This is a genomic window from Priestia sp. JNUCC 25 (assembly GCF_053667915.1).
Genome location: NZ_CM132211.1, coordinates 4,042,745 through 4,065,166 on the forward strand (window position 1 = coordinate 4,042,745; position 22,422 = coordinate 4,065,166).

The following is a 22,422-nucleotide window of genomic DNA, read 5'->3' on the forward strand; positions in this document are numbered from 1 at the left end:
AAGTAAAATAGTTCGTATTTAACTTAAAAAACACAAAAAAGAAGCACCCCTCAGGAGGGATGCTTCTTTTTTTGTTATTCAATTGCAAAAATGTAAGAATATAAAGGTTGATCTCCTTTATGAAGCTCTACCTCAACTTCTTCAAACGTTTCTTCTACAAACGATGTTAGCGCTTCAGCTTCATCATCTGAGACATCCTCTCCTTGAAGAATCGTAAGGATTTCCGCTTCGTCATCAATCATATAAGTCAAAAGCTTTTTCGCTGCTTCTAATTTCTCTGAATCTTTTACGACGATTTTCTTTTCGGCAATACCCATAAAATCGCCTTTAGCTAATTCAAGACCATCAATATTTGTATCGCGAACTGCATACGTTACTTGTCCTGTTTTCACGTGCTGTAGAGCTTCTGTCATTACTTCCTCGTTTTCTTTTAAGCTTTGCTGAGGATTAAATGATAGCAGCGCTGTCATTCCTTGAGGAACCGTTTTAGACGGGACAACCGAAACGTGACTGCCGGCAACAGCAGCCGCTTGGTTAGCAGCCATCACAATATTTCCGTTATTAGGTAAAATCAGTACCTGTTCAGCATTTGTTTCTTCAATCGCTTTGACAATATCCTCCGTACTTGGATTCATTGTTTGTCCGCCTTCAATGACAACCGTTGCCCCAAGGCTCTTGAACAATTCAGCAATTCCTTTTCCCATTGACACAGTAACAATGCCAAAGGGCTGTTTTTCAGCATTTTTTACTGCAGGCTTTTCTTCACCTGAAACAATGCTGCTATGCTGTTCTCTCATGTTTTCAATCTTCATTTTAATTAAACTTCCATATTGCTGCCCGTAGTTTAACACTTCTCCAGGATGCTCAGCGTGAATATGAACTTTCACGATTTCATCATCAGATACTACAAGCAATGAGTCGCCCCATTTACTTAAGTCTTGACGAAACGTTTCTTCAGAAAATGTTTTAGCTGCAGGCTTATCCTCTTCCAGCCTTACCATAAATTCTGTACAATAGCCAAATTCAATATCTTCTGTATTCATATGGCTTTGCGCATGCTTATGATGCTCAGCATTTACGAGTTCATTCATCGAAGGAGCTGACATGGGTACACCCGGAAGTTTTTCACCTTTTAATTCAGCTAAAAACCCTTCATAAATTAAAACAAGCCCTTGACCTCCGCTATCCACTACGCCTACTTCTTTTAACACGGGTAAAAGATCTGGCGTGCGATTTAACGAAGCATTAGCTTCCTTAAGTACTTCTTCCATGAACAGAATCATATCAGATTGCTTTTTAGCAACAGCCGCTGCTTTTTTAGCAGTATCCTTAGCTACTGTTAAAATAGTTCCTTCGATTGGTTTCATAACAGCTTTATAAGCAGTTTCTACCCCAAGCTCAAGAGCTTCAGCAAACTCAACTGTTGTAATCGCTGACTTTTGCTCAACCGATTTCGCAAAACCGCGGAATAATTGAGATAAAATAACTCCTGAATTACCGCGCGCCCCCATCAATAAGCCCTTAGACAAAGCTTGACTCACTTGGCCGATGTGATCAGATAGTTTATTTTTCACTTCTTTAGCACCAGACGTAATCGATAAGTTCATATTTGTTCCAGTATCACCATCTGGTACAGGAAAAACGTTCAGCGCATCTACATAATCTGCATTGTTAGATAGATGCTGGGCTCCTTGAAGCACCATTTCTCTAAACCGCTTTCCGTCCAACGTTGTCATTGACACGAATCTTCCTCCTTAATTAAACGTTCGTTACACGAACACCCTGCACATAAATATTTACTGAATCAACCGTTAAACCAACCGTTTGTTCCAGTGTGTATTTTACTTTTGTTTGCACATTATGAGCAATTTCAGAAATTTTTGTTCCATAGCTTACGATAATGTACATGTCGATATGTACGTCATCCTCTTCTTGTCTTACCACAATACCTCGTGTAAAGTTTTCTTTGCGAAGAATTTCTGTAAGACCATCTTTAAGCTGATTTTTTGAAGCCATTCCGACAATCCCGTAACAATCAACAGCTGCTCCTCCAGCAATTGTGGCAATTACATCTGTAGAGATATCAATTTGACCATACTTCGTTTTCATTTCGATGGACATACTCGTTCCCCTTTCTACTTTCATAGGTTATAAATATTCTACTATAATCAATCTCGTTTTAAAAGAGGCGTCCAGCTTGTCCCTTTTAAAGATGACAGTATTAGGTATCAACTTATCTTAAAATAAGTAATAGCCCAGGTTATACCTATTTCTACTCTCTATATTATTGAACATAGATTCATTTTATATGTCAAGGAAAATTTCTTGAAAGCTTTTCTCCAGAACTATTGCATTCTCTGTAAGGCTGTGATAAATTAATATAGTATTTCTCAAAACAGAATTGAGTAGTTTTTTTGGTGTTAGGAGGGAAAATCATGGCACGCAAATGTGTAGTAACTGGTAGAAAAGCTCGTTCAGGTAACGCACGTTCTCACGCAATGAACGCTACTAAGCGTAAATGGGGTGCTAACGTTCAAAAAGTACGTATCTTAGTGAACGGTAAACCAAAACGTGTGTACGTTTCAGCTAGAGCCCTTAAGTCTGGTAAAGTTCAACGCGTTTAATCTTTATAATGAAAAAGCACCATATTTTATGGTGCTTCTTTTATTATTCCGGCGTTGTTAATCTTTTTTGAACGAATTAAGCATGACCTTTACGATGCCACCTAAAAACTTTGGAAGTTTGATTGTATAGAATTTCATACTGTCCCTCCTAACCGTCTCCACACTTTATCTCCTTTTAAAGAAAGCCCTATGTCCTGCTCTCATTTTCCATACTTCATCACAAGCAACGTTTATCATTGCTTCTTACCATCATTAATATGCCTTTTGTAAATGAAAAAGTACCTCTTTGTTGAATAAGTTCATTGCTAATACATAAAGTTGAGCCGAGTTCTACTTCATGCTTATTGAGCGGATATTTGAAACCTTCTAGCGTAAGCTCTTTTACACCGCCTGCAAAAGGAACGAATGAAATATAGTGAAACTCCTTTAAACGATCAACATGATAAGTGCCTGGTTCAAACAATTGAATGATATTTTGATTGTCAATCATTTGTACATTCGCTTTCTTTTTTAACCCTTTGTACAGGAGCTGAATGCTTCCAAACATGTGGTCAAGCCTTCCACCTGTTGCTCCAAAGATACAAATACTGTCCGGTTTTTGCCCTATTGCCCACTCAAAAGCAAGTTCCAAATCCGTTGCATCTTTTTCTGCAGGATACAATTCAACATCTTGTAATGCTTCTCTCACTAGCTTAAGCTGCGCATTTGTAATGGAATCAAAATCTCCGAATGCTTTTACGGGCAAAATGTCTTGTTGAAGAAGAAGGAATACGCCACGGTCTACTCCTACCCACTTTACATCATTTGATTGGTGCAGGGGTGGCATATGTTCATCCGGTCCCCCTGCTAGAATATGAATTTTCATTATGTATATGCTCCTTTTCTATTAAAAAATGGACGAAATAAATATGTTTTCTTTATCCTAAAAGAAAAAGCTGCTGTGTACAAGTTCTACTCGTTGTACACAGCAGCTTTTATTACTTAGGCTTGAACAGTTGTGCGAATTTGACTAATTGCGCCAGCTCGATCTTCTTGGTTATAAATAGCTGAGCCAGCCACTAAGACATTTGCTCCTGCTTCCACACATTTTCTTGCTGTTTCTTCATTAATTCCTCCATCAACCTCTACTTCAATAGAAAGGTGACGAATTTCAATAAGCTGAGAGATTTGCTCAATTTTTGGCAACACACTTGGAATAAAGTTTTGTCCTCCAAAGCCTGGGTTCACCGTCATTAATAAAATAAGATCGATATCTTCTAAGATATGCTTTACCACGTCAATTGGCGTTGCAGGATTTAAAGCAACGCCTGCTTTCATGCCGTGCTCTTTAATTAATTGAATGGTGCGGTGCAAATGAGTACACGCTTCAGCATGTACCGTTAAAATATCAGCACCTGCCTTTGCAAACATTGGAACGTATTGATCTGGGTTTTCAATCATTAAATGCACATCTAATGGCAGTGTTGTAACAGGGCGTACAGCCTCAACGATAAGCGGTCCAATTGTAATATTAGGAACAAAATGGCCATCCATAACGTCTATATGGATGTAGTCTGCTCCACCTGCTTCAACTTCACGAATTTCTTCAGCAAGCTTTGAAAAATTGGCAGATAAAATGGAAGGTGCGATTTTTGTCATTTTTAATACCTCGGCTTTCTTTGCTTAATTTCCTCAATAAATTGCAAGTAATGTTCGTAGCGATAACTCGGAATTTCTTTTTGTTCGTATGCTTCTTTCACCGCACATTTTGGTTCTTTCACATGCAAACAACCTCGAAATTTACACTGTTCACTCAAACGCGACATTTCAGGAAAACAATCGGTTAACTCTTCTACTTCTAATGTTAAAAATTCTAGTGAGCTAAAGCCTGGCGTATCGGCTACTAAACCTTCACCAAACGAAATCAGTTCTACATGACGTGTTGTATGCTTTCCTCTTCCAAGTGACATTGAAATATCATTTGTCTTTAATTCAAGCTCTGGTTTAAGTGTATTTAACAGTGAAGATTTACCTACACCTGACTGTCCCGCAATAACCGTTACGCGATCTTCAAATAACGGCTGAATTTGTTCCATGCCTTTTTCTGTGACTGTCGACGTTAAAATGACCTCATATCCTATTTTACGATATTCTTCGGCATATTGCTCGATTTCTTGCTTTTGCTGCTGTGATAAAAGATCTACTTTTGAAATACAAATAATAGGTTCAATATGATTAGACTCCACTAACACTAAAAATCGGTCAAGAAGCATTGTGCTAAAATCAGGTTCAATCGCTGAAAAAACAAGCAGCGCCTGATCAACATTTGAAATAGGGGGACGAACTAATTCATTTTTACGTTCTTTAATTTCAAGTATATATCCTTCAAGCTTATTTTCCGCCTGAAATACTACATTGTCACCGACTAAAGGCGTTACCTTCTTTTTACGAAAAACACCTCGTCCTCGACATTGCGTTACTTGTCCGTCATGAAGAACATAATAAAATCCGCTAAGGGATTTAATAATTCTTCCTTCTGGCATAACCTCACTCCTATCACTCTGGATATTCAACGTCTTTTTCTTCAATAACTTCCCCGTCTCGGACAATTTTATAAGACGCTTTTTCATTTTCATCAACTAAAACATCGAACGATTCTTTTGTTGTTTCAGTAATCGTTAGTTCTTTAGCAGGAACGGACATATCGTTATCTGCATCTTCGATATAAATTTGTACTTTTTGCGGCTTTGGCTTTTCCTCTTCTGTTCCGGTGGCATCGCCTGTTTCCGTTGCGTCGCCTTGTTCCGTACTTGCTTCGGTGTCAGTCTCTTCTTTATACGGAATAGTCACATCCACTGACACCGTTTGAGGAGCTTTTGGCTCCTTGCCCATTGAGACTGTAATGGTGAGCTTATCACCTTGCTCGATACTCTGCTCCGCTGCAGGCTTTTGAGACATCACAAGACCTTTTTCAACAGTGTCGGAATACGCTGTTTTTACGTCCACTTCAATATCTTCATCTGATGCATAATCTTTTACGCTTTTTTCCGTCCAGCCCGAGAAATCCTTTAATGTAATCTTCGGCGGACCCTTACTTACCCATAGCGTAACCGTTGTATCTTCCGGCACGACTTGTTCGGTTTCTTTAGGCGTCTGATCTGTAATATTGCCTTTCGGTTCTGTGCTTTCAACTTCGATGGATTGGATATCTTTATAATTCTGCTTTTCTAACAGACTTTTTACTTCCGTAAAGCTTCTTCCAATGTACCGGTTAAATGCTTCTTTTTTCTTTCCTGTACTTCGATAAATAATGACATTAGATCCTTCTTTGATAACGTCTCCCGCTTCTGGCATCGTTTTAACCACGTCGCCTTCTTCCACCTCATTATCGGATATATCTTTAGGATTCTTGACTTTAAAGCCTAAAGAAACTAAATCGGTTACTGCTGATTCATAATCTTGATTATGTAAATCAGGAACCTTTACGTCTTTTGGCAGTAATAAAGCCGGAATAAATGTAACAGCGGCTACACTAGCAGCTGCCAGTAGCAAAAAAATTAAAACAAGCGTTACAATCAGCTTGCTTTTGCCTTTTTTCTTTTTCTTCTTTTTTTTCTTCGGCTTTAACTCTTCTTCCTCTTGTTCTTCCCGCTCTAAGTGAGGTGGTTTTCTCACAGGTACGTGCGTTTCTTCGGATTCAACAAAATCCTCCTTAATAACTGGAATGGCTTTTGTCACTTCTTCATCATCAGGCACCGTAAACCTTTGTTCATTATAACGATTTGGATGAACAGCAGACTGTAAATCCGCTTCGAGTTCTTCGACGGAACTGTATCGGTAAAATGGATCTTTAGTTGTTGCTTTTAATACAACATTCTCCACGCTTTGAGGGATAGATGGATTCCATCTTTTTGGAGAAGGTGTTTCTGTCTGTAAATGTTTTAATGCAATTGACACAGCCGATTCCCCAGAAAAAGGGACTCGACCCGTTAGCAATTCAAATAGGACGATGCCAAGCGAATAAATATCAGACCGCTTATTCGCAAGCCCTCCCCTTGCCTGTTCAGGAGATAAATAATGAACAGAGCCCAAAACAGAATTAGTATGCGTAATGGTTGTAGAACTTAGTGCTACGGCAATGCCGAAGTCAGTAACTTTAATGGTATCATCATGATCAATTAAAATATTTTGAGGCTTAATATCCCGGTGAATAATTCCGTACTGATGAGCATGGGCAATAGCTGATGTAATCTGCGTCATAATATGTATGGCTTTATCAAGAGATAGTGGTGATTCTTGCAGAATGTATTGCTTTAATGTCATACCCGGTACATATTCCATGATGATATAGTAAATATCTTCTTCTTCTCCAACATCATAAATGCTGACAATATTAGGATGAGCAATACTCGTAGCAGATTGTGCTTCTCGATGGAAACGCTTTATAAACGCATCGTCACTTGCAAAGTCTAAACGAAGCACTTTAATTGCCACATCACGATCCAAAATCATGTCGCGACCTAAATAGACGTTTGCCATTCCGCCTCCACCAATTACTTGCAATACCTTATAACGGTCGTTTAGCCGTCTACCTATTAGCAACACTCTCACCCACTTTCAGATGTAAAGTCCACAATTGCAAGTGTAATATTGTCTTCTCCACCAAGCTCATTTGCTAATTGAATCAGGCTCGTACCCTTTTCGTGAAGTGATGAACTTGTTGATAACGTTTCGTTCAGCTTTTGTTCCGTTACCTTATTTGTCAGTCCATCTGAACATAATAATAATCGATCTTCTTTTTCCACTTCAATTGTTTTTACATCTAAACTAACATTTTCTTCGGTACCTAGTGCTCGCAATAAGATATTTTTTCGTGGATGATGCTCAGCATCTTCTTTTGTGATTTGACCATTTTTTACGAGTTCATTCACAAGAGAATGATCTTCTGTTACTTGTTGAAATCCATATTCATTTGAAATATAGCATCTGCTGTCTCCTATATTACCAATCGCACAAAACGTATCGGCGCATAGAGCAAGTACAACTGTTGTACCCATACCTTTACACTCTTCATGCTCCTGAGCATACTGATAAATATCTTGATTAATTTGCGAAACATGCGTACGAATCCACTGCGTTGCCTCATCAGGAGACGTTACTTTGTCCGCTTCTTCCCACGCTATTTGCAATTTTTGAACCGCCATCTCACTGGCGACGTCGCCAGCTCGATGACCTCCCATACCATCAGCCACAATTGCAAGCAGCTGATTGTGTTGGTTCAAAAATACCCCTCCGTTATCTTCATTGTGTTGTCTAACTCTCCCTCGGTCTGTCATGAAGACAGTTGCCATACAATCACCTCGTCTCTTCTTTACGCTCCTTCGCACGTAATTGGCCACAAGCTGCATCGATATCATGACCTTGCTCACGACGAATAGTCACGTTAACGCCACGCTTTTTAAGTGTACGTTCAAATGCAAAAATCTGTTCACGCGGTGTACGAACATAATCACGCTCAGGCACATAGTTTACCGGAATCAAGTTCACGTGACATTTAACGTCTTTAATCAAATCCGCTAATTCCTCGGCATGCTCTACTTGATCGTTTACTCCTCCGAATAGACCATACTCAAAGCTAATACGTCTTCCCGTTTTATCCGTATAATATTTAATAGCTTCCATCAAATCAGGAAGTTTGTACGCACGGTTAATTGGCATTAAGCGTGAGCGGATGTCATTGTTTGGAGCGTGAAGTGAAATTGCAAAATTGATTTGCATTTTTTCATCAGCAAACTTATAGATTTTCGGAATGATTCCACTTGTCGATACTGTGATATGACGTGCACCAATATTTAATCCATCATCACTGTTAATTGTTTTTAAGAAGCGCATCATTTCATCATAGTTATCAAACGGCTCCCCAATACCCATAATTACGACAGAGCTCACGCGTTCTCCTTGTTCATCTAGCGCTTTTTGTACTTTTACTACTTGCGCTACGATTTCTCCAGCTTCTAAATTACGCTTTAAACCTCCAAGAGTAGACGCACAGAACGTACAGCCGATGCGACAGCCAACTTGAGTCGTTACGCAGACAGAATTTCCGTATTCATGACGCATAAGCACTGTTTCAATCGTATAACCGTCATGGAGTTCGAATAAAAACTTCATCGTGCCGTCCCCAGACGTTTGCTGAACAACTGTTTTTAATGTCGTTAATGCAAATTTGTCTTTTAATTGTTCACGTAATCCTTTAGATAAGTTTGACATATCGTCAAAGTCCGTTACGCGTTTAACATATAACCAGTCAAAAATTTGTTTAGCACGGAACTTCTTATCTCCGTGTTCTACTAACCAATTTTCTAGGTCGTGCATTTCTAATGAATAAATAGATGGTTTTTGCGGTTTTTCTTCTGCTTTTGCTTTTCTTTTAGCTACTTCTTCCATTTTTACACCTTCTTCTGTAAACATGCAATATAAAATCCATCGCTTTGTGCATCTGGCAGCAATTGAATTTCACCATGTTTTACGTTTTGTTTAAGCTTTTGCGGCATCCGTGCAGCAAGTGTTTCATCTTTTTGGAAATCAGCATGATCTGTTAAAAATGCTGCTACAACATCCCCATTTTCATCTCGGTCAATTGTACATGTACTATATACAAGGGTCCCACCTTTTTTTAATAAAGGCGCAACCGCATTTAAAATATCTTGTTGAATACGCGCCAGCTGCTTTACATCTTGCTCAGTTTTTGTATATTTCAAATCAGGTTTTCGTCTCATTACACCAAAACCTGAGCATGGGGCATCTACTAAGATGCGGTCAAACATTTCTTTATCAAACTGTTCGCCCGCTTTTCGGCTGTCTTGAACCGTCGGCTCAATATTGGTAAGATGCAGACGCTCTGCCTGCTGGGCAATCAGCTTTACTTTATGGTCATGAATGTCCAAAGAAATAACCTTACCACTGTTTTTAAGCTGCTCTGCAATATGAGTTGATTTTCCTCCCGGTGCAGCACAGCTATCTAAAATTAGCTCTTCTGCCTCTGCACCGAGCGCATGAGCCACTAACATAGAGCTTTCATCTTGAACGGTAAACATTCCTTCACGAAATGCTTGTGTATGAGCTGCATTTCCTTTTTGAACTTCTAGCGCTTCTTCTACAAAATGGCCCGGTTCTACAACAATCCCTTCTTTTTCAAGCGCTTCTTTTACTTCATTTTGCGTAAAGCGTGCACTGTTTACTCGGATTGTTTGTTTGGGGGCCATTAAATTAGCTAAACAGATTCCGCGTGTTTTGTCCAATCCATATTGTTCCACCCAGCGTTTTACAAGCCACAATGGATGACTCGTTTCAATCGCCAAGCGCTCCACAGGATTTTGTATTTCTTCTAAAGAAGGCGTGCCGCTGCGCTGAATATTTCGTAAAACGCCGTTTACCATTGAGGCAATTCCTTTGTGACCGCGTTTTTTGGCAATTTCTACTGCTTCATGAAGGATTGCCCGGTCCGGCACCCGGTCTAAATATACCATTTGGTAAAGAGATAAACGAAGCAGCACTCGCACCCAAGGCTGAAGCTTTTTTGGATTTTTCAAGAAAGGCGCTAACCCGTAATCTAACGTATCACGTCTTTGAATCGTTCCATACACAATTTCCGTTAACAGTCCTGCATCTTTTCCTTGAATACCCCGTTTTTGTATGCTGTTATTTAACAATAGATTGCTGAATGCCTGATTTTTTTCAATAGCTAGTAAAATATCTAAAGCTATGTCTCGAACGTTGTACTTACTCATTGACATCCCCTAATACTGTTCCGACTTCAACGGATGTACCTCGTAAATACTGCGCTGCATCCATACGTTTTTTTCCAGCCGGCTGAAGTTCCGTCACTTTAATAGCTGTTTCATTTCCAGTTGCTACTATAAATCCATCCTCTTCAAGTGATAAAACGGTACCCGGTTTGCCTGATGCGGATACTTTCTCTCCCCACCAAATTTTCATGACCTGACCGTCTGCTGTTGTATAAGCAACGGGCCAAGGGTGAAGTCCGCGGATATGGTTATAAATTTCTTCTCCTGTACGGGCCCAATCAATTTTCTCTTGTTCACGCTTAATGTTAGAAGCAAATGTCGCTTCGTCATCGTTTTGTTTAACCGGCGTAATTTCACCTTTTACAAGAGAAGGAATGGTTTTTGAAAGCAATTTTGCACCAGCAGCGCTGAGTTTATCATGAAGTGTGCCAACGTGATCACGTTCTTCAATCGGAACTTCTACCTGTGTTAAGATATCACCTGCATCTAATTTTTCTACCATATACATAATTGTAACACCAGTTTTCGGCTTACCTTGTAGAATTGAATAATGAATCGGCGCGCCTCCGCGCAGTTCAGGTAACAGAGAAGCATGCACGTTAATACAGCCGTATTTAGGCGCTTCTAAAATAGGGGTTGGTAAAATTTGACCAAAAGCCGCTGTTACAATTAGGTCAGGCTCATACGCTAACACTTGCTGATATTCTTCTTCTAAACGAATCTTTTCTGGCTGCAGTACAGGTATTTCATGCTTTAACGCCTCAACTTTTACAGGAGGAGGTGTTAATACGCGCTTGCGTCCTTTTGGTCGGTCCGGCTGTGTAACCACTGCGACCACTTCATATCCATCTTTAAGTAATGTTTGTAAAACCGGCACTGAAAAATCCGGCGTTCCCATAAATACGACTTTCATCGTGTAAAACCTACCCTTCTAGTTCATCCTCTTCGTAATACTTTGTTACTTTTTCCGTGAACAATACACCGTGTAAATGATCAATTTCATGCTGAATTGCTCGTGCTAAAAAACCTTTTGCTTCTATAAAATAAGGTTTTCCTTTACGGTTTTGCGCACGTACTTTCACATAATCAGCTCGAGCCACGTCACCAAAAAGGCCCGGAAAACTTAGGCAGCCTTCTGGACCGATTTGTTCGCCTCGTTGCTCAATAATTACCGGATTAATTAACTCAATTTTACCGTGTCGGTCATCCACGTCTACCACTGCCACTTGCTGCAGAACTCCTACCTGAGGAGCAGCTAGACCCACACCGTCTGCTTCAAGCATTAAATCATACATGCCGTTTAGTAATTTCGCTAATTTATTATCAAAGTTTTTAACGACTTCACATTCTTGTTCAAGTACTTCATTAGGATGGTAAACAAGCTTAAGCTTAGCCAAATAGGCACCTCCTTTATTCTTTCTATTTATATCCAAAAAGCTTCTTCTTTAACGCCATCAAGACGACTAGTTACATCATCGAGTATGGATTCAAATCAATAGTGATCGTTAAATTCTCCTTCTGCATTTCCGCTTGATAACGTTCTAATATATATTTCAACAGCGGAATCAGGCTTGGTTCCAGCTTGTATTTTAACATGCATTGATAGCGATATCTATCTTTTATCTTAGCAATCGGAGATGCGACTGGCCCTAAGATCGTTGTTTGCGGCGAAAGTTTCTGACTCAGATACTGCGAAATTTTGTCTGTAACAGACACCACTTTTGCAATATTTTCATGAGATACCGTTACAAGCGCCAAGTAAAAGAAAGGCGGATATTTATGCATTTTACGAATTTCCATCTCCTGCTTATAAAACGCATCGTAATCATGCTGACTCGCAAGTTGAATGCTGTAGTGTTCAGGCGTGTACGTTTGAATCACTACTTCTCCTGGAAGTTTGTGGCGTCCTGCTCTTCCGCTTACTTGTGTTAAAAGCTGAAACGTTTTTTCAGATGCACGAAAGTCAGGTAAATTCAGCATCGTATCTGCTGTTAAAACGCCTACAAGCGTGACGTTTGGAAAGTCGAGTCCTTTCGCAATCATCTGCGTCCCTAATAAAATTTGCGCTTCTCCACTTGCAAACTTATTCAGGAGCTTTTCATGCGCGCCTTTTCGGCTTGTCGTATCAACATCCATTCGAACGACCCTAGCCTCGGGCAGCACTTTTGTTAATTCTTCTTCCACTTTTTGTGTACCAGATCCGAAAAAGCGGATATGTTCACTGTGGCATTCTGGGCAATCAGTGTGGACATGTTCTTCGTGTCCGCAGTAATGGCATTTTAATTTATTTTGATAGCGGTGATACGTTAGTGAAATTTCACAGTGCTCACATGTCGGAACGTAACCGCAGTCTCTGCACATAACAAAAGAAGAATGACCTCTTTTATTTAAAAATAAAACGATTTGCTCCCCTTTTTCCAAACGGTCTTTCATCTTTTCAAACAGCATAGTTGAAAACATAGAGCGATTGCCGCTGCGAAGCTCTTCTCTCATATCAACGATATCCACCGACGGCATTGATGACTTATTCATTCTTTGCTTTAACGTCAGTAGCTTATACACACCTTTTTGCGCTCTTGCAAAGGACTCAAGCGTTGGGGTTGCACTTCCTAAAATGACTGGACACTGATGATGCTGCCCTCGGTAAATGGCTACATCTCTAGCATGATAACGGGGGTTTTCTTCTTGTTTGTAACTCGTCTCATGTTCTTCATCGATAATAAGAAGGCCCAAATTTTCAAATGGCGCAAATACAGCAGAGCGGGCCCCTACTACAACGGATACTTCTTTTCGCTGAATTTTTCGCCATTCATCGTATTTTTCTCCAGTAGACAAGCCGCTATGGAGCACAGCAACTTTTGAGCCGAATCGCTCTTTAAAACGCTTGACCATCTGAGGGGTAAGTGAAATCTCCGGAACAAGCATAATCGCTTCTTTCCCTTTTTTTAGCACTTGATCAATTGATTGGAGATACACTTCTGTTTTTCCGCTTCCGGTTACTCCGTACATTAAAAACACATCGTGAAGATTTTCTTCGATGTCATGCAGAATCGGTGCGATTGCCTCAGCTTGTTCATCGGTCAATTGAAATGGCTGTGATGGTTTAAAGTATCGATCTTGATAAGGATCACGGTATATTTCAATTTCCGTTTCCGCCAAGAGTCCTTTGTTAATCAGCGCTTTTATAGGAGCGGAGGTAATCTGCAAATCTTCCGCTATTTCTTTTATGGCTACTTCTTCATTTCGATTCAGCATAAAAGACAGCACTTGTTTTTGCTTTTCTGCCTGCTTATTTAACTCGCTCATAAACTGCTGAATTTCTTCAAGGCTTTGATTCAGTTTTACGCCTTTTGCCGTTTTTTTGTTTCCTTTGTTTTTAACGACGTAGACGACTTCAATTAGACCTTTTTGAATATCACGGTGAAAAGCAGGAGCAGCGGCTGTTTTTTCTACTTCACTCCACTTCAGCGAGGATCTTGACTGAAAAAACGGCTTTACTTGCTCATGAAGCTGTTCGTGTGCCTCTTTTGAAAGGAGTGACAGTTCTTTATCATATTTTGCTTTCATCGCCGCAGGCAGCATAACTTGAAAAGCCGATATCATAAAACAAAGCGTTTTTTCCGTTAGCCAGTGCCCAATCTCTAACAGTTCGGGAGTCAGAACCGGCGTTAAATCAAGCAGGTCAGCGATTGGTTTAACACGCTTAACTTCAGCCTCTTCTTTAAGAGCCACCACAAACCCTTGAACTTTTCTAGGACCAAACGGAACGACAACTCGCATACCCGGAACAATAATTCCTTTCCATTTGTCGGGAATAGCGTAGTCAAAAGCTCGATCTGTTTGCTTAGCAGCCACGTCCACAATTACACTAGCTACACTCATTTTTTCAGCCCTTCTAACATTTCCTTCACTTCTTTTAACACCTCGGTAGCTACATCGTGTTTTGAAAGAATGGGAAGTTCTTTAGACTCTCCGCTTCGCTTATAGAGCGTTACAATATTTGTGTCCGTCCCAAAACCTGCTCCTTCTGTCGTCACGTTATTGGCTACAATCATATCCAAGTTTTTAGATGCAAGTTTCTTTTGTGCATATTCATCCACTTGTTCTGTTTCTGCTGCAAAGCCGACTAAAAGCTGGTGTTCTTTTCGCTCTCCAAGCGTGCGTAAAATATCTGTTGTTCTCTCTAGCTCTAGTACTGCTTCACCAGGCTGCTTTTTCATCTTTTGATCAAACACATGCTTTGGTCGGTAATCTGCCACTGCGGCTGATTTAATGACAACATCTGCTTCATGATAACGCTGCATAACAGCTTCAAGCATCTGCTGTGCACTTTCAATTTGAACAACCTGCACTCCTTTTGGATACTCTAAATTCGTCGGTCCCGTTACAAGTGTTACGGATGCGCCTAATTTAGCAGCTTGTTCTGCAAGGGCATAGCCCATTTTCCCAGTAGAGCGATTGGTAAAAAATCGGACGGGATCAATGCGTTCTACCGTAGGTCCTGCTGTAACCAATACATTAACACCTTCAAGGATCTTTTGTATATGTGATGCTTGTGAAAAATAAGATCCGATTAGTGAAACAATTGTTTCTGGCTCTTCAAGACGACCTTTTCCTACATAACCGCATGCCAAATACCCTTCTCCAGGTTCTACAAAAGAGTAACCAAATGATGAAAGAGTGCTCATATTTTTTTTAACAGCTGGATGATCGTACATATGAACATTCATTGCAGGTGCAATCCACACAGGTGCAGTAGCAGCCAGCAGCGTTGTGGAAATCATATCATCTGCAAGACCATTTGCTATTTTCCCTATCATATTTGCCGTAGCAGGAGCTACTAAAATTAAATCAGGCCAATCTGCTAAATCAATATGTGCAATCACAGATGGATCTTTTTCATCAAACGTATCTGTATAAACTGGGTTTCGAGACAGAGCTTGAAACGTAAGCGGCGTTACGAACTCGCATGCTGAAGCAGTCATCATTACTTTAACTTCCGCTCCCGCTTGTACTAATTTACTTGTTAAAGCTGCAGCTTTATATACGGCGATTCCGCCGCTAACACATAATAAAATTCGTTTTCCCTTCATCATTATGCCCCCATCTATTTATCCCGCTCAACCAGCATCCGCTTGTTTACTCGGGTAACTATCTAAAGCTTTTCAATTTAATTATTATACCATTTTTGTAGTGAGACATTCACTATCCTGCTTGAACACAGATAAAAGCACCAAAAAAATAACAACCTATAAAGTAGGTTGTTATTTTTTCACTTACTGATGTTTAGAATCTTCTTCTGCTACACCTTGCTTATAGCTTAATTGTTCAGCATTAATTTCTTCTAAAGCACAGCCTACAAACTTATAAGAAACCGGCTTTTCAATCGGCGTATCATTGTGAAGCTGTAATTGACGTGCACGTTTTGCAGCTACTGTCACAAGCGTGTACTTAGAATCTAATTTTTCCATTAGGGAATCAATTGATGGATAAAGCATGTTTATTCTACCTCCAGCATTCTTTTATAGCGCGCAGAAATACGATCACGACGGCAGTGTTCAGCCGTTACGATAGCACGGATGCGAGCACAAGCATTTTCTACTTTGTCATTTTCTACAACATAATCGTAGGCGTCCATAAGTTCAATTTCTTCTTTTGCCACGCGCATACGGTTATTGATTAAATCTTCTGTTTCAGTACCGCGGTTTACGATACGACTTTTAAGCTCTGACAAACTCGGCGGTGCCAAGAAGATGAACAAACCTTCTGGAAACGCTTCTTTCACTTGAAGAGCACCTTGCACTTCAATTTCTAGAAATACGTCTTTTCCTTCAGATAACGTTTGTTCTACATAATCAACCGGGGTACCGTAGTAGTTACCTACGTATTCAGCCCACTCTAATAATTTCTTGTTTTCAATCATGCGCTCAAACTCTTCGCGTGGTTTGAAGAAATAGTCAACACCGTCTACTTCACCTTCGCGGGGCTTTCTTGTTGTTGCAGAGATAGAATACTGCAATTTAATGTCTTCTTGCTCAAACAATGCTTTTCGTACCGTTCCTTTTCCAACACCTGATGGTCCGGAAAGAACAATTAATAAACCTCTTTCAATCATCGGTTCAAGTGACCTACCCTTCTAATAATTCTTCTTTGTTTATAAGTCGCTGTGACACAGTTTCTGGCTGTACAGGAGCTAAAATAACATGATCGCTATCCATAACAATAACAGATCGTGTTTTACGTCCTTGCGTTGCATCTATTAAAGAGCCTCGATCTTTTGCATCTTGAATAATGCGTTTGATTGGAGCTGATTCAGGATGAACGACAGAGATTATACGATTAGAAGAAATAAAATTTCCAAATCCAACGTTCACTAATTTACCGCTCATAAGAAGCCTCCTGCTATACCAATATAATCTTTATCTTACACGAAGGCTATTCAATATTTTGAACCTGCTCTTTTATGCGTTCTAATTGTGCTTTCATACTAATAACATACTGAGCAATAGTACCATTATTTGCCTTCGCACCGATTGTATTCATTTCACGATTCAGCTCTTGAACAAGAAAATCCAGCTTGCGTCCTACTGAATCAGGTGTATTTAATGCTTGAATAAATTGTGAAACATGACTTTGAATTCGCGTAAGTTCTTCGCTAATATCTGCTTTTTCAGCAAAAATAGCTACTTCAGTCAGCACTCGCTGCTCATCGAAAGTACCTTCTAAATAGTCGCTCAGCTTTCTTTTAATACGCTCGCGATATTGTTCAGCAACTTCAGGAGCAAGCTGTGTAATTTTTTCGCGAATGTCTTGAATGTCCTGTAAGTACCCCATCAAATCGTGATACAGCTCTGATCCCTCTCGTTTCCGCATATCCACTAACTGATGCACAGCAGCGTCAACGGCTTCAAAGATTGCACCATGAATACTCGTCTGATCAGCTTCTTCTTCATAAGTTGTCATCACTTCAGGCATGTGTAAAATGTCTTGAATTTGAACAGATTGTGACAGCCCATGCTTTTCTTGTACTTGCTGCAACGCATTCATGTATTCCTCAAGCAGCTGCCAATCCGTCTGCAGTTTCTTTTTTGCCATTTCTTCACCTGAAATAGTAACAAATACTTCTACTCTACCACGTTTTATGTATGTTTGAACGATTTTTTTTATTTTATCTTCAATTTCAATTAATTGTCTTGGCATACGAATAACAATTTCACAAAAACGATGATTAACAGACTTCATTTCCACTGTCACTGATCGATTTTCCACTTCCGCTTTTCCGCGGCCAAAACCAGTCATACTTTTTATCATTATCATCACATCCACTATGTACATCTTACATAAAAAGTATCATAAAAGAAAGTGTTAGCAAAAAAAAGAAATCTCTCTTCTTTATTCAACCTGTAAAGGCTGCCTTCATGAGTTTTCTCATTTGGGACAGCCTGTATTAAAGTATAGCACAATTTATGAAGGTTTTCTTGTTAAAAGTGAACCGGCAAGTAAAAAAGTTGGAAGGCTTGCAAGTCCTAAAATAACGAGCCATTCCCGCGGTGCAATGGCCATTGTATGAAAAATAGGCTGCAGCGGCGGATAGTAGATGGCCACCAGCATAAGGATAATAGATGAAATAACGGCTCCTACAAGATATAAGTTCTGAAATGGATTGCGATCAAAGATTGATTTTTCACTTCGACAGTCAAATACGTGAATAAGCTGTGCCATAACAAGTGTGGCAAATGCAATCGTCTGTGCATACTGCAGCCGATCTGGGTCATTGTCGTAAACAATCATGAATGCAGCAAGTGTAGCAGCTCCAATTAAAAATCCGCGGCTGACTACTTTCCACCCTAACCCTCTTGCAAAGATACCTTCACGCGGATGCCTTGGATGGCGCTTCATCACGTTATCTTCTGGCTGGTCTAAGCCAAGAGCCATCGCAGGCAAACCGTCTGTTACTAAGTTTACCCATAGTATTTGAATGGGCACTAGCGGAAGCGGAAGTGCTAAAATCATCGCAAAGAGCATAACTAAGATTTCTCCTACATTTGATGCAAGCAAGTAACGGATAAACTTTCGAATATTTTCATAGATGTTTCGTCCTTCTTTGATTGCTGATTTAATAGTAGCAAAATTATCATCAAGCAAAACGAGTGAAGACGCTTCTTTTGCTACGTCTGTCCCGGTGATGCCCATCGCGATGCCTATGTCTGCTGCTTTAATAGCAGGTGCATCATTTACGCCGTCACCCGTCATGGCTACAATGTGATCTTTTGCTTGAAGAGCTTTAACAATTTTAAGCTTATGCTCAGGTGATACCCTGGCATATACGTAAACATCATCCACTACTTCTTCTAGCTCTTCCTGCGTCATTTTGGATAAATCCGTTCCTTCCAAGACTTGACCGTTTTTCGGTAGAATGCCTAGCTGTTTTGCAATCGCCTGTGCTGTAATGACGTGGTCACCTGTAATCATAACGGTTTTGATTCCTGCGTCTCGGCATTCTTTGACCGCTTGCTTGACTTCTGGTCTTGGCGGATCAATCATTCCTTGAAGCCCGAGGAAAGTCAGGTCTTTTTCCGCTTCGTTCTCTGTATGAACGCTATCATGGTCTCCTAACGGACGATAAGCAATAGCAATGGTTCGAAGCGCTTGGCTAGCTAACTGATCAATCGCTCCTTTTACTTCATTATGAACCGTTACCGACAGCGTTTGTTGTCTGCTTTCCCACAAAATATTTTTGCTGTTTACAAGCAGCACATCGGGAGCACCTTTTGTTATGACATAGCGCTTATTAGATGCGTCTTCAATGACTACACTCATCATTTTACGCGTTGAATCAAATGGAAACTCTTCAATAATCGTAAACTGCTTTTGAATGTTTTCTTTTGTCAGCCCCGCTTTCATTGCGGCAACAAGCAAAGCCGCTTCAGTAGGATCCCCGTCGATGACATATTCTTTATCTTTTCTCGAAATGGACGTTTGATTGCAAAGCAGACCAAACACCAAAAGCTGCTGAAGCGGTTTTTCACTCCGTGTATCAACTTCTCTTTCCTCTTGCGAAAATACGCCCGTAGGTTCATACCCTGTCCCTGATACCCTCCACGTCATTCCTCCTGACCAGAGGTGAGTAACTGTCATTTTATTTTGCGTTAATGTGCCCGTTTTGTCTGAGCAAATGACTGACGCGCATCCTAGTGTTTCAACAGCAGGAAGTTTGCGAACAATGGATCTTTGCTTAATCATGCGCTGTACACCAAGAGATAGCGCCACGGTTACGATGGCAGGAAGACCTTCGGGTATGGCAGCAACAGCTAAGGAAACTCCCGCTAAGAACATACTATATAAATCATGGCCTTGCAGCACGCCAATCCCGACCACTAATACAGTAAGTGCAAGCGCTACAACGATTAAAATTTTACCTAATTGCTCTAACTTCCGTTGAAGAGGGGTAATCATGACTTCAGCATTTTGAAGCAAATCAGCAATTTGTCCCATCGCTGTTTTCATTCCAATCCCTACAACGATACCTGTTCCGCTTCCTCGCGTCACAAGCGTACCCATAAAAGCCATATTGTCCTGATCTCCAAGCGGCACTTCATCTCCTGGCAAAGCTTTTATTTGCTTGGCAACTGGCAAAGACTCTCCCGTAAGCGCTGATTCTTCAATTTCTAGACTTTTGGCTTCCATAATCCGAAGGTCAGCCCCGATGCGGTCTCCGCTCGAAAACTTTACAATGTCTCCTACTACCAGCTCTTTAGATGGCAACTTAACCCATTTCCCTTCACGCATAGCTGCTACTTGAGGAGCAGAAAGCTCTTTTAATGCATGAAGAGATTTCTCTGCTTTTCTTTCTTGAAAAAAACCTAGAAATCCATTAATTACTACAATGGCAATAATAGCAATCGCATCGATGTATTCGCCTAAAAGACCTGAAATAAGCGTAGCAGCTAGTAAAACCAGCACCATAAAATCTTTAAACTGCTCTACAAACACAAGAATGGCCGGTTTTTTCTCTCCTTCAGTCAATTCATTAAATCCTTGCTGCTGCTGACGTGCTTTTACTTCTTTGTGTGTAAGACCATGCTGTCTGTCTGTTTTTGTTACTTCTACTATTGCTTTTTCACCTAATTCATACCATTTCATTGCATCTTTTCACACCCTTTTATTTGTAAATGCACCTATTAGATTGTTACAATCTTATATCGTATGCTTATTCAGACTCGTCCTAAAAAATGCTATACTTTTCTATAGGACAATTTTCAATTACTTAAGGATGTGAGCACTATGTCATTTGATGGTATTTTTACATATGGCATTTTACAAGAATTATCTGAGACCTTGGTTTCAGGACGAATTTCAAAAATATATCAGCCGTTTCCAAACGAGTTGATTTTACAAGTACGCGCTAAAGGTGAAAACCGCAAACTTTTAATCTCAGCTCACCCTAACTATTCACGCGTTCATTTTACAAATGAGCCTTATGAAAATCCATCTGAGCCTCCTATGTTTTGTATGCTTCTTCGCAAACATTTAGAAGGAAGCATTATTGAACAAGTATATCAGCTTGGATTAGACCGCATTTTAGTCATTGAAACAAAAGGACGAAATGAAATTGGCGACGTGACGTACAAGCAGCTTATTATTGAAATCATGGGAAGACATAGTAATGTTGTGCTTGTAGATAAAGAAAAACAAACGATTATCGACAGCATTAAACACGTTCCAATGGCCTTAAACAGGCACCGTACGCTTCTACCTGGAGCACCTTACGTACTGCCTCCTAGTCAAGATAAGCTTCATCCATTTGAAGCGGATGAAGAAACCGTGGTTAAAAAAATCGATTTTAATAGCGGAAAGTTAGCCACCCAGCTAGTGCAGACCTTCTCGGGGCTTTCTCCTTTAATTGCAAATGAAGTGGTGTTTCGCTCTGGCTTAGCGAATCGTTCTACCCTTCCAAAATCATTCGTCGAAACGATGACGCTGATCAAAGAAGGTCAGTTTACACCAACTCTGACAACCGTTAATCAAAAAGACTACTTTTATTTACTGGAATTAACGCATTTAGAGGGTACGAAAAAAACGTATGCAACCATCAGCGAGCTTCTTGACCGCTATTACTACGGGAAAGCAGAGCGAGATCGTGTAAAGCAGCAAGCGCATGACTTAGTACAGTTTATTTCTACCGAGAAAAAGAAAAATGAGAAAAAAATAAAAAAACTTGAGCAAACGCTGCAAAATGCAGAAAAAGCATCTGAATATCAGCTAGCCGGTGAACTCCTTACCGCAAATTTACACCTTGTCAAAAAAGGAGATGCGAAAGTGGATGTTATTAATTATTATGATGAAAATAGCGGTACACTTACGATTTCATTAGATCCGCAAAAATCACCGTCTCAAAATGCTCAAAGCTATTTCACAAAGTATCAAAAAGCGAAAAATTCCGTTTCGATTGTAATCGAACAAATTGAAAAAGCAAACGAAGAAGTACAGTATTTTGAATCACTTATTCAGCAAATGGATACTGCTACTCACAAAGACATTGCAGAGATTCGTGAAGAGCTTGTGGAAGAAGGATATTTGCGCAACCGTCAGCAAAAACAAGCGAAAAAACAAAAAAACACCACGCCTACACTTGAACAATACGTTTCAAGCGACGGCACGACGATTTTAGTTGGAAAAAACAATAAGCAAAATGAGTATTTAACAAATCGCCTTGCTGCTCGTGATGACGTTTGGTTTCATACAAAAGATATACCGGGTTCTCACGTTGTTATCCGCAGCCAAGAGCCTTCAGAAGAAACAATTTTAGAAGCGGCTCATCTTGCTGCTTACTTTAGTAAAGCCAAGAATTCAAGTTCAGTACCCGTGGACTATACAAAAATTCGCCACGTAAAAAAACCAAGTGGTGCCAAGCCTGGTTTTGTGACGTACGATAACCAGCAAACGGTGTACGTAACGCCTAGCGAAGAACTTGTACTGAAGCTGCGTCAGTCATAATAAAACCCCCTTTC

General features: G+C 40.1%; 21 protein-coding genes. 2 read left to right on the forward strand and 19 right to left on the reverse strand.

What is annotated here, in order from left to right; all coding sequences use genetic code 11:
• Nucleotides 1-74 precede the first annotated feature (74 nt).
• Nucleotides 75-1,742: a DAK2 domain-containing protein gene (locus JNUCC25_RS21230; RefSeq protein ID WP_029320552.1), complete on the reverse strand. Its 1,668-nt coding sequence runs from the start codon at nucleotides 1,740-1,742 to the stop codon at nucleotides 75-77.
• A gap of 16 nt (nucleotides 1,743-1,758) precedes the next feature.
• Nucleotides 1,759-2,121, reverse strand: coding sequence for an Asp23/Gls24 family envelope stress response protein (locus tag JNUCC25_RS21235; protein WP_013058913.1), 363 nt, complete (start codon nucleotides 2,119-2,121; stop codon nucleotides 1,759-1,761).
• 314 nt (nucleotides 2,122-2,435) lie between these two features.
• Between JNUCC25_RS21235 and rpmB the strand changes: the two genes are divergently transcribed.
• Nucleotides 2,436-2,624: a 50S ribosomal protein L28 gene (gene rpmB / locus JNUCC25_RS21240; RefSeq protein WP_013058914.1), complete on the forward strand. Its 189-nt coding sequence runs from the start codon at nucleotides 2,436-2,438 to the stop codon at nucleotides 2,622-2,624.
• A gap of 57 nt (nucleotides 2,625-2,681) precedes the next feature.
• On the opposite strand, the gene spoVM is transcribed toward rpmB, so the two are convergent.
• From spoVM to JNUCC25_RS21325, 17 genes are all read right to left on the reverse strand, one after another.
• Complete coding sequence (spoVM, locus tag JNUCC25_RS21245) at nucleotides 2,682-2,762, reverse strand: stage V sporulation protein SpoVM (RefSeq protein ID WP_016765421.1); 81 nt, start codon at nucleotides 2,760-2,762, stop codon at nucleotides 2,682-2,684.
• Nucleotides 2,763-2,841: 79 nt separating this feature from the next.
• Nucleotides 2,842-3,489, reverse strand: coding sequence for a thiamine diphosphokinase (locus JNUCC25_RS21250; RefSeq protein WP_013058915.1), 648 nt, complete (start codon nucleotides 3,487-3,489; stop codon nucleotides 2,842-2,844).
• 116 nt (nucleotides 3,490-3,605) lie between these two features.
• Nucleotides 3,606-4,262, reverse strand: coding sequence for a ribulose-phosphate 3-epimerase (gene rpe / locus JNUCC25_RS21255; RefSeq protein WP_013058916.1), 657 nt, complete (start codon nucleotides 4,260-4,262; stop codon nucleotides 3,606-3,608).
• Nucleotides 4,263-4,264: 2 nt separating this feature from the next.
• Complete coding sequence (rsgA, locus tag JNUCC25_RS21260) at nucleotides 4,265-5,146, reverse strand: ribosome small subunit-dependent GTPase A (RefSeq protein WP_013058917.1); 882 nt, start codon at nucleotides 5,144-5,146, stop codon at nucleotides 4,265-4,267.
• A gap of 13 nt (nucleotides 5,147-5,159) precedes the next feature.
• A complete protein-coding gene (gene pknB, locus JNUCC25_RS21265; protein ID WP_028410789.1) occupies nucleotides 5,160-7,205 on the reverse strand; it encodes a Stk1 family PASTA domain-containing Ser/Thr kinase in 2,046 nt (681 codons plus the stop codon).
• 5 nt (nucleotides 7,206-7,210) lie between these two features.
• Complete coding sequence (locus JNUCC25_RS21270; RefSeq protein ID WP_013058919.1) at nucleotides 7,211-7,954, reverse strand: Stp1/IreP family PP2C-type Ser/Thr phosphatase; 744 nt, start codon at nucleotides 7,952-7,954, stop codon at nucleotides 7,211-7,213.
• A 4-nt stretch (nucleotides 7,955-7,958) separates the two neighbouring features.
• Complete coding sequence (rlmN, locus tag JNUCC25_RS21275) at nucleotides 7,959-9,050, reverse strand: 23S rRNA (adenine(2503)-C(2))-methyltransferase RlmN (RefSeq protein ID WP_013058920.1); 1,092 nt, start codon at nucleotides 9,048-9,050, stop codon at nucleotides 7,959-7,961.
• A 2-nt stretch (nucleotides 9,051-9,052) separates the two neighbouring features.
• A complete protein-coding gene (gene rsmB / locus JNUCC25_RS21280) occupies nucleotides 9,053-10,393 on the reverse strand; it encodes a 16S rRNA (cytosine(967)-C(5))-methyltransferase RsmB (protein ID WP_029320537.1) in 1,341 nt (446 codons plus the stop codon).
• Nucleotides 10,386-11,324: a methionyl-tRNA formyltransferase gene (fmt, locus tag JNUCC25_RS21285; protein ID WP_029320535.1), complete on the reverse strand. Its 939-nt coding sequence runs from the start codon at nucleotides 11,322-11,324 to the stop codon at nucleotides 10,386-10,388. The genes rsmB and fmt overlap by 8 nt, the downstream gene beginning before the upstream one ends.
• Nucleotides 11,325-11,334: 10 nt before the next feature.
• Complete coding sequence (def, locus tag JNUCC25_RS21290) at nucleotides 11,335-11,808, reverse strand: peptide deformylase (protein ID WP_013084828.1); 474 nt, start codon at nucleotides 11,806-11,808, stop codon at nucleotides 11,335-11,337.
• A gap of 70 nt (nucleotides 11,809-11,878) precedes the next feature.
• A complete protein-coding gene (gene priA / locus JNUCC25_RS21295) occupies nucleotides 11,879-14,293 on the reverse strand; it encodes a primosomal protein N' (protein ID WP_013058924.1) in 2,415 nt (804 codons plus the stop codon).
• A complete protein-coding gene (coaBC, locus tag JNUCC25_RS21300) occupies nucleotides 14,290-15,507 on the reverse strand; it encodes a bifunctional phosphopantothenoylcysteine decarboxylase/phosphopantothenate--cysteine ligase CoaBC (RefSeq protein WP_029320530.1) in 1,218 nt (405 codons plus the stop codon). The genes priA and coaBC overlap by 4 nt, the downstream gene beginning before the upstream one ends.
• 180 nt (nucleotides 15,508-15,687) lie before the next feature.
• Nucleotides 15,688-15,909 (reverse strand): DNA-directed RNA polymerase subunit omega, encoded by a 222-nt coding sequence (gene rpoZ, locus JNUCC25_RS21305; protein ID WP_013058926.1) that lies wholly within the window; start codon nucleotides 15,907-15,909, stop codon nucleotides 15,688-15,690.
• Nucleotides 15,910-15,911: 2 nt separating this feature from the next.
• Nucleotides 15,912-16,526: a guanylate kinase gene (gene gmk, locus JNUCC25_RS21310; RefSeq protein ID WP_013058927.1), complete on the reverse strand. Its 615-nt coding sequence runs from the start codon at nucleotides 16,524-16,526 to the stop codon at nucleotides 15,912-15,914.
• Nucleotides 16,527-16,539: 13 nt separating this feature from the next.
• Nucleotides 16,540-16,800 (reverse strand): DUF370 domain-containing protein, encoded by a 261-nt coding sequence (locus tag JNUCC25_RS21315; RefSeq protein ID WP_013084831.1) that lies wholly within the window; start codon nucleotides 16,798-16,800, stop codon nucleotides 16,540-16,542.
• 46 nt (nucleotides 16,801-16,846) lie between these two features.
• Nucleotides 16,847-17,722, reverse strand: coding sequence for a YicC/YloC family endoribonuclease (locus tag JNUCC25_RS21320; RefSeq protein ID WP_029320527.1), 876 nt, complete (start codon nucleotides 17,720-17,722; stop codon nucleotides 16,847-16,849).
• Nucleotides 17,723-17,875: 153 nt separating this feature from the next.
• A complete protein-coding gene (locus tag JNUCC25_RS21325; protein WP_064472096.1) occupies nucleotides 17,876-20,554 on the reverse strand; it encodes a cation-translocating P-type ATPase in 2,679 nt (892 codons plus the stop codon).
• Between the two features lie 141 nt (nucleotides 20,555-20,695).
• On the opposite strand from JNUCC25_RS21325, the gene JNUCC25_RS21330 reads away from it, so the two are divergent.
• Nucleotides 20,696-22,408 carry an Rqc2 family fibronectin-binding protein gene (locus tag JNUCC25_RS21330; RefSeq protein WP_041816621.1) on the forward strand — a complete coding sequence of 571 codons (1,713 nt, stop codon included), beginning with the start codon at nucleotides 20,696-20,698 and terminating at the stop codon, nucleotides 22,406-22,408.
• Nucleotides 22,409-22,422 lie beyond the last annotated feature (14 nt).

What these genes read in the sequence shown, in the direction of transcription:
- JNUCC25_RS21235 (WP_013058913.1), bottom strand. Translation starts at nt 2,121, where the DNA reads ATGTCCATCGAAATGAAAACGAAGTATGGTCAAATTGATATCTCTACA.
- rpmB (WP_013058914.1), top strand. Translation starts at nt 2,436, where the DNA reads ATGGCACGCAAATGTGTAGTAACTGGTAGAAAAGCTCGTTCAGGTAAC.
- spoVM (WP_016765421.1), bottom strand. Translation starts at nt 2,762, where the DNA reads ATGAAATTCTATACAATCAAACTTCCAAAGTTTTTAGGTGGCATCGTA.
- JNUCC25_RS21250 (WP_013058915.1), bottom strand. Translation starts at nt 3,489, where the DNA reads ATGAAAATTCATATTCTAGCAGGGGGACCGGATGAACATATGCCACCC.
- rpe (WP_013058916.1), bottom strand. Translation starts at nt 4,262, where the DNA reads ATGACAAAAATCGCACCTTCCATTTTATCTGCCAATTTTTCAAAGCTT.
- rsgA (WP_013058917.1), bottom strand. Translation starts at nt 5,146, where the DNA reads ATGCCAGAAGGAAGAATTATTAAATCCCTTAGCGGATTTTATTATGTT.
- JNUCC25_RS21270 (WP_013058919.1), bottom strand. Translation starts at nt 7,954, where the DNA reads ATGGCAACTGTCTTCATGACAGACCGAGGGAGAGTTAGACAACACAAT.
- rlmN (WP_013058920.1), bottom strand. Translation starts at nt 9,050, where the DNA reads ATGGAAGAAGTAGCTAAAAGAAAAGCAAAAGCAGAAGAAAAACCGCAA.
- rsmB (WP_029320537.1), bottom strand. Translation starts at nt 10,393, where the DNA reads ATGAGTAAGTACAACGTTCGAGACATAGCTTTAGATATTTTACTAGCT.
- fmt (WP_029320535.1), bottom strand. Translation starts at nt 11,324, where the DNA reads ATGAAAGTCGTATTTATGGGAACGCCGGATTTTTCAGTGCCGGTTTTA.
- priA (WP_013058924.1), bottom strand. Translation starts at nt 14,293, where the DNA reads ATGAGTGTAGCTAGTGTAATTGTGGACGTGGCTGCTAAGCAAACAGAT.
- coaBC (WP_029320530.1), bottom strand. Translation starts at nt 15,507, where the DNA reads ATGATGAAGGGAAAACGAATTTTATTATGTGTTAGCGGCGGAATCGCC.
- rpoZ (WP_013058926.1), bottom strand. Translation starts at nt 15,909, where the DNA reads ATGCTTTATCCATCAATTGATTCCCTAATGGAAAAATTAGATTCTAAG.
- gmk (WP_013058927.1), bottom strand. Translation starts at nt 16,526, where the DNA reads ATGATTGAAAGAGGTTTATTAATTGTTCTTTCCGGACCATCAGGTGTT.
- JNUCC25_RS21315 (WP_013084831.1), bottom strand. Translation starts at nt 16,800, where the DNA reads ATGAGCGGTAAATTAGTGAACGTTGGATTTGGAAATTTTATTTCTTCT.
- JNUCC25_RS21320 (WP_029320527.1), bottom strand. Translation starts at nt 17,722, where the DNA reads ATGATAAAAAGTATGACTGGTTTTGGCCGCGGAAAAGCGGAAGTGGAA.
- JNUCC25_RS21325 (WP_064472096.1), bottom strand. Translation starts at nt 20,554, where the DNA reads ATGAAATGGTATGAATTAGGTGAAAAAGCAATAGTAGAAGTAACAAAA.
- JNUCC25_RS21330 (WP_041816621.1), top strand. Translation starts at nt 20,696, where the DNA reads ATGTCATTTGATGGTATTTTTACATATGGCATTTTACAAGAATTATCT.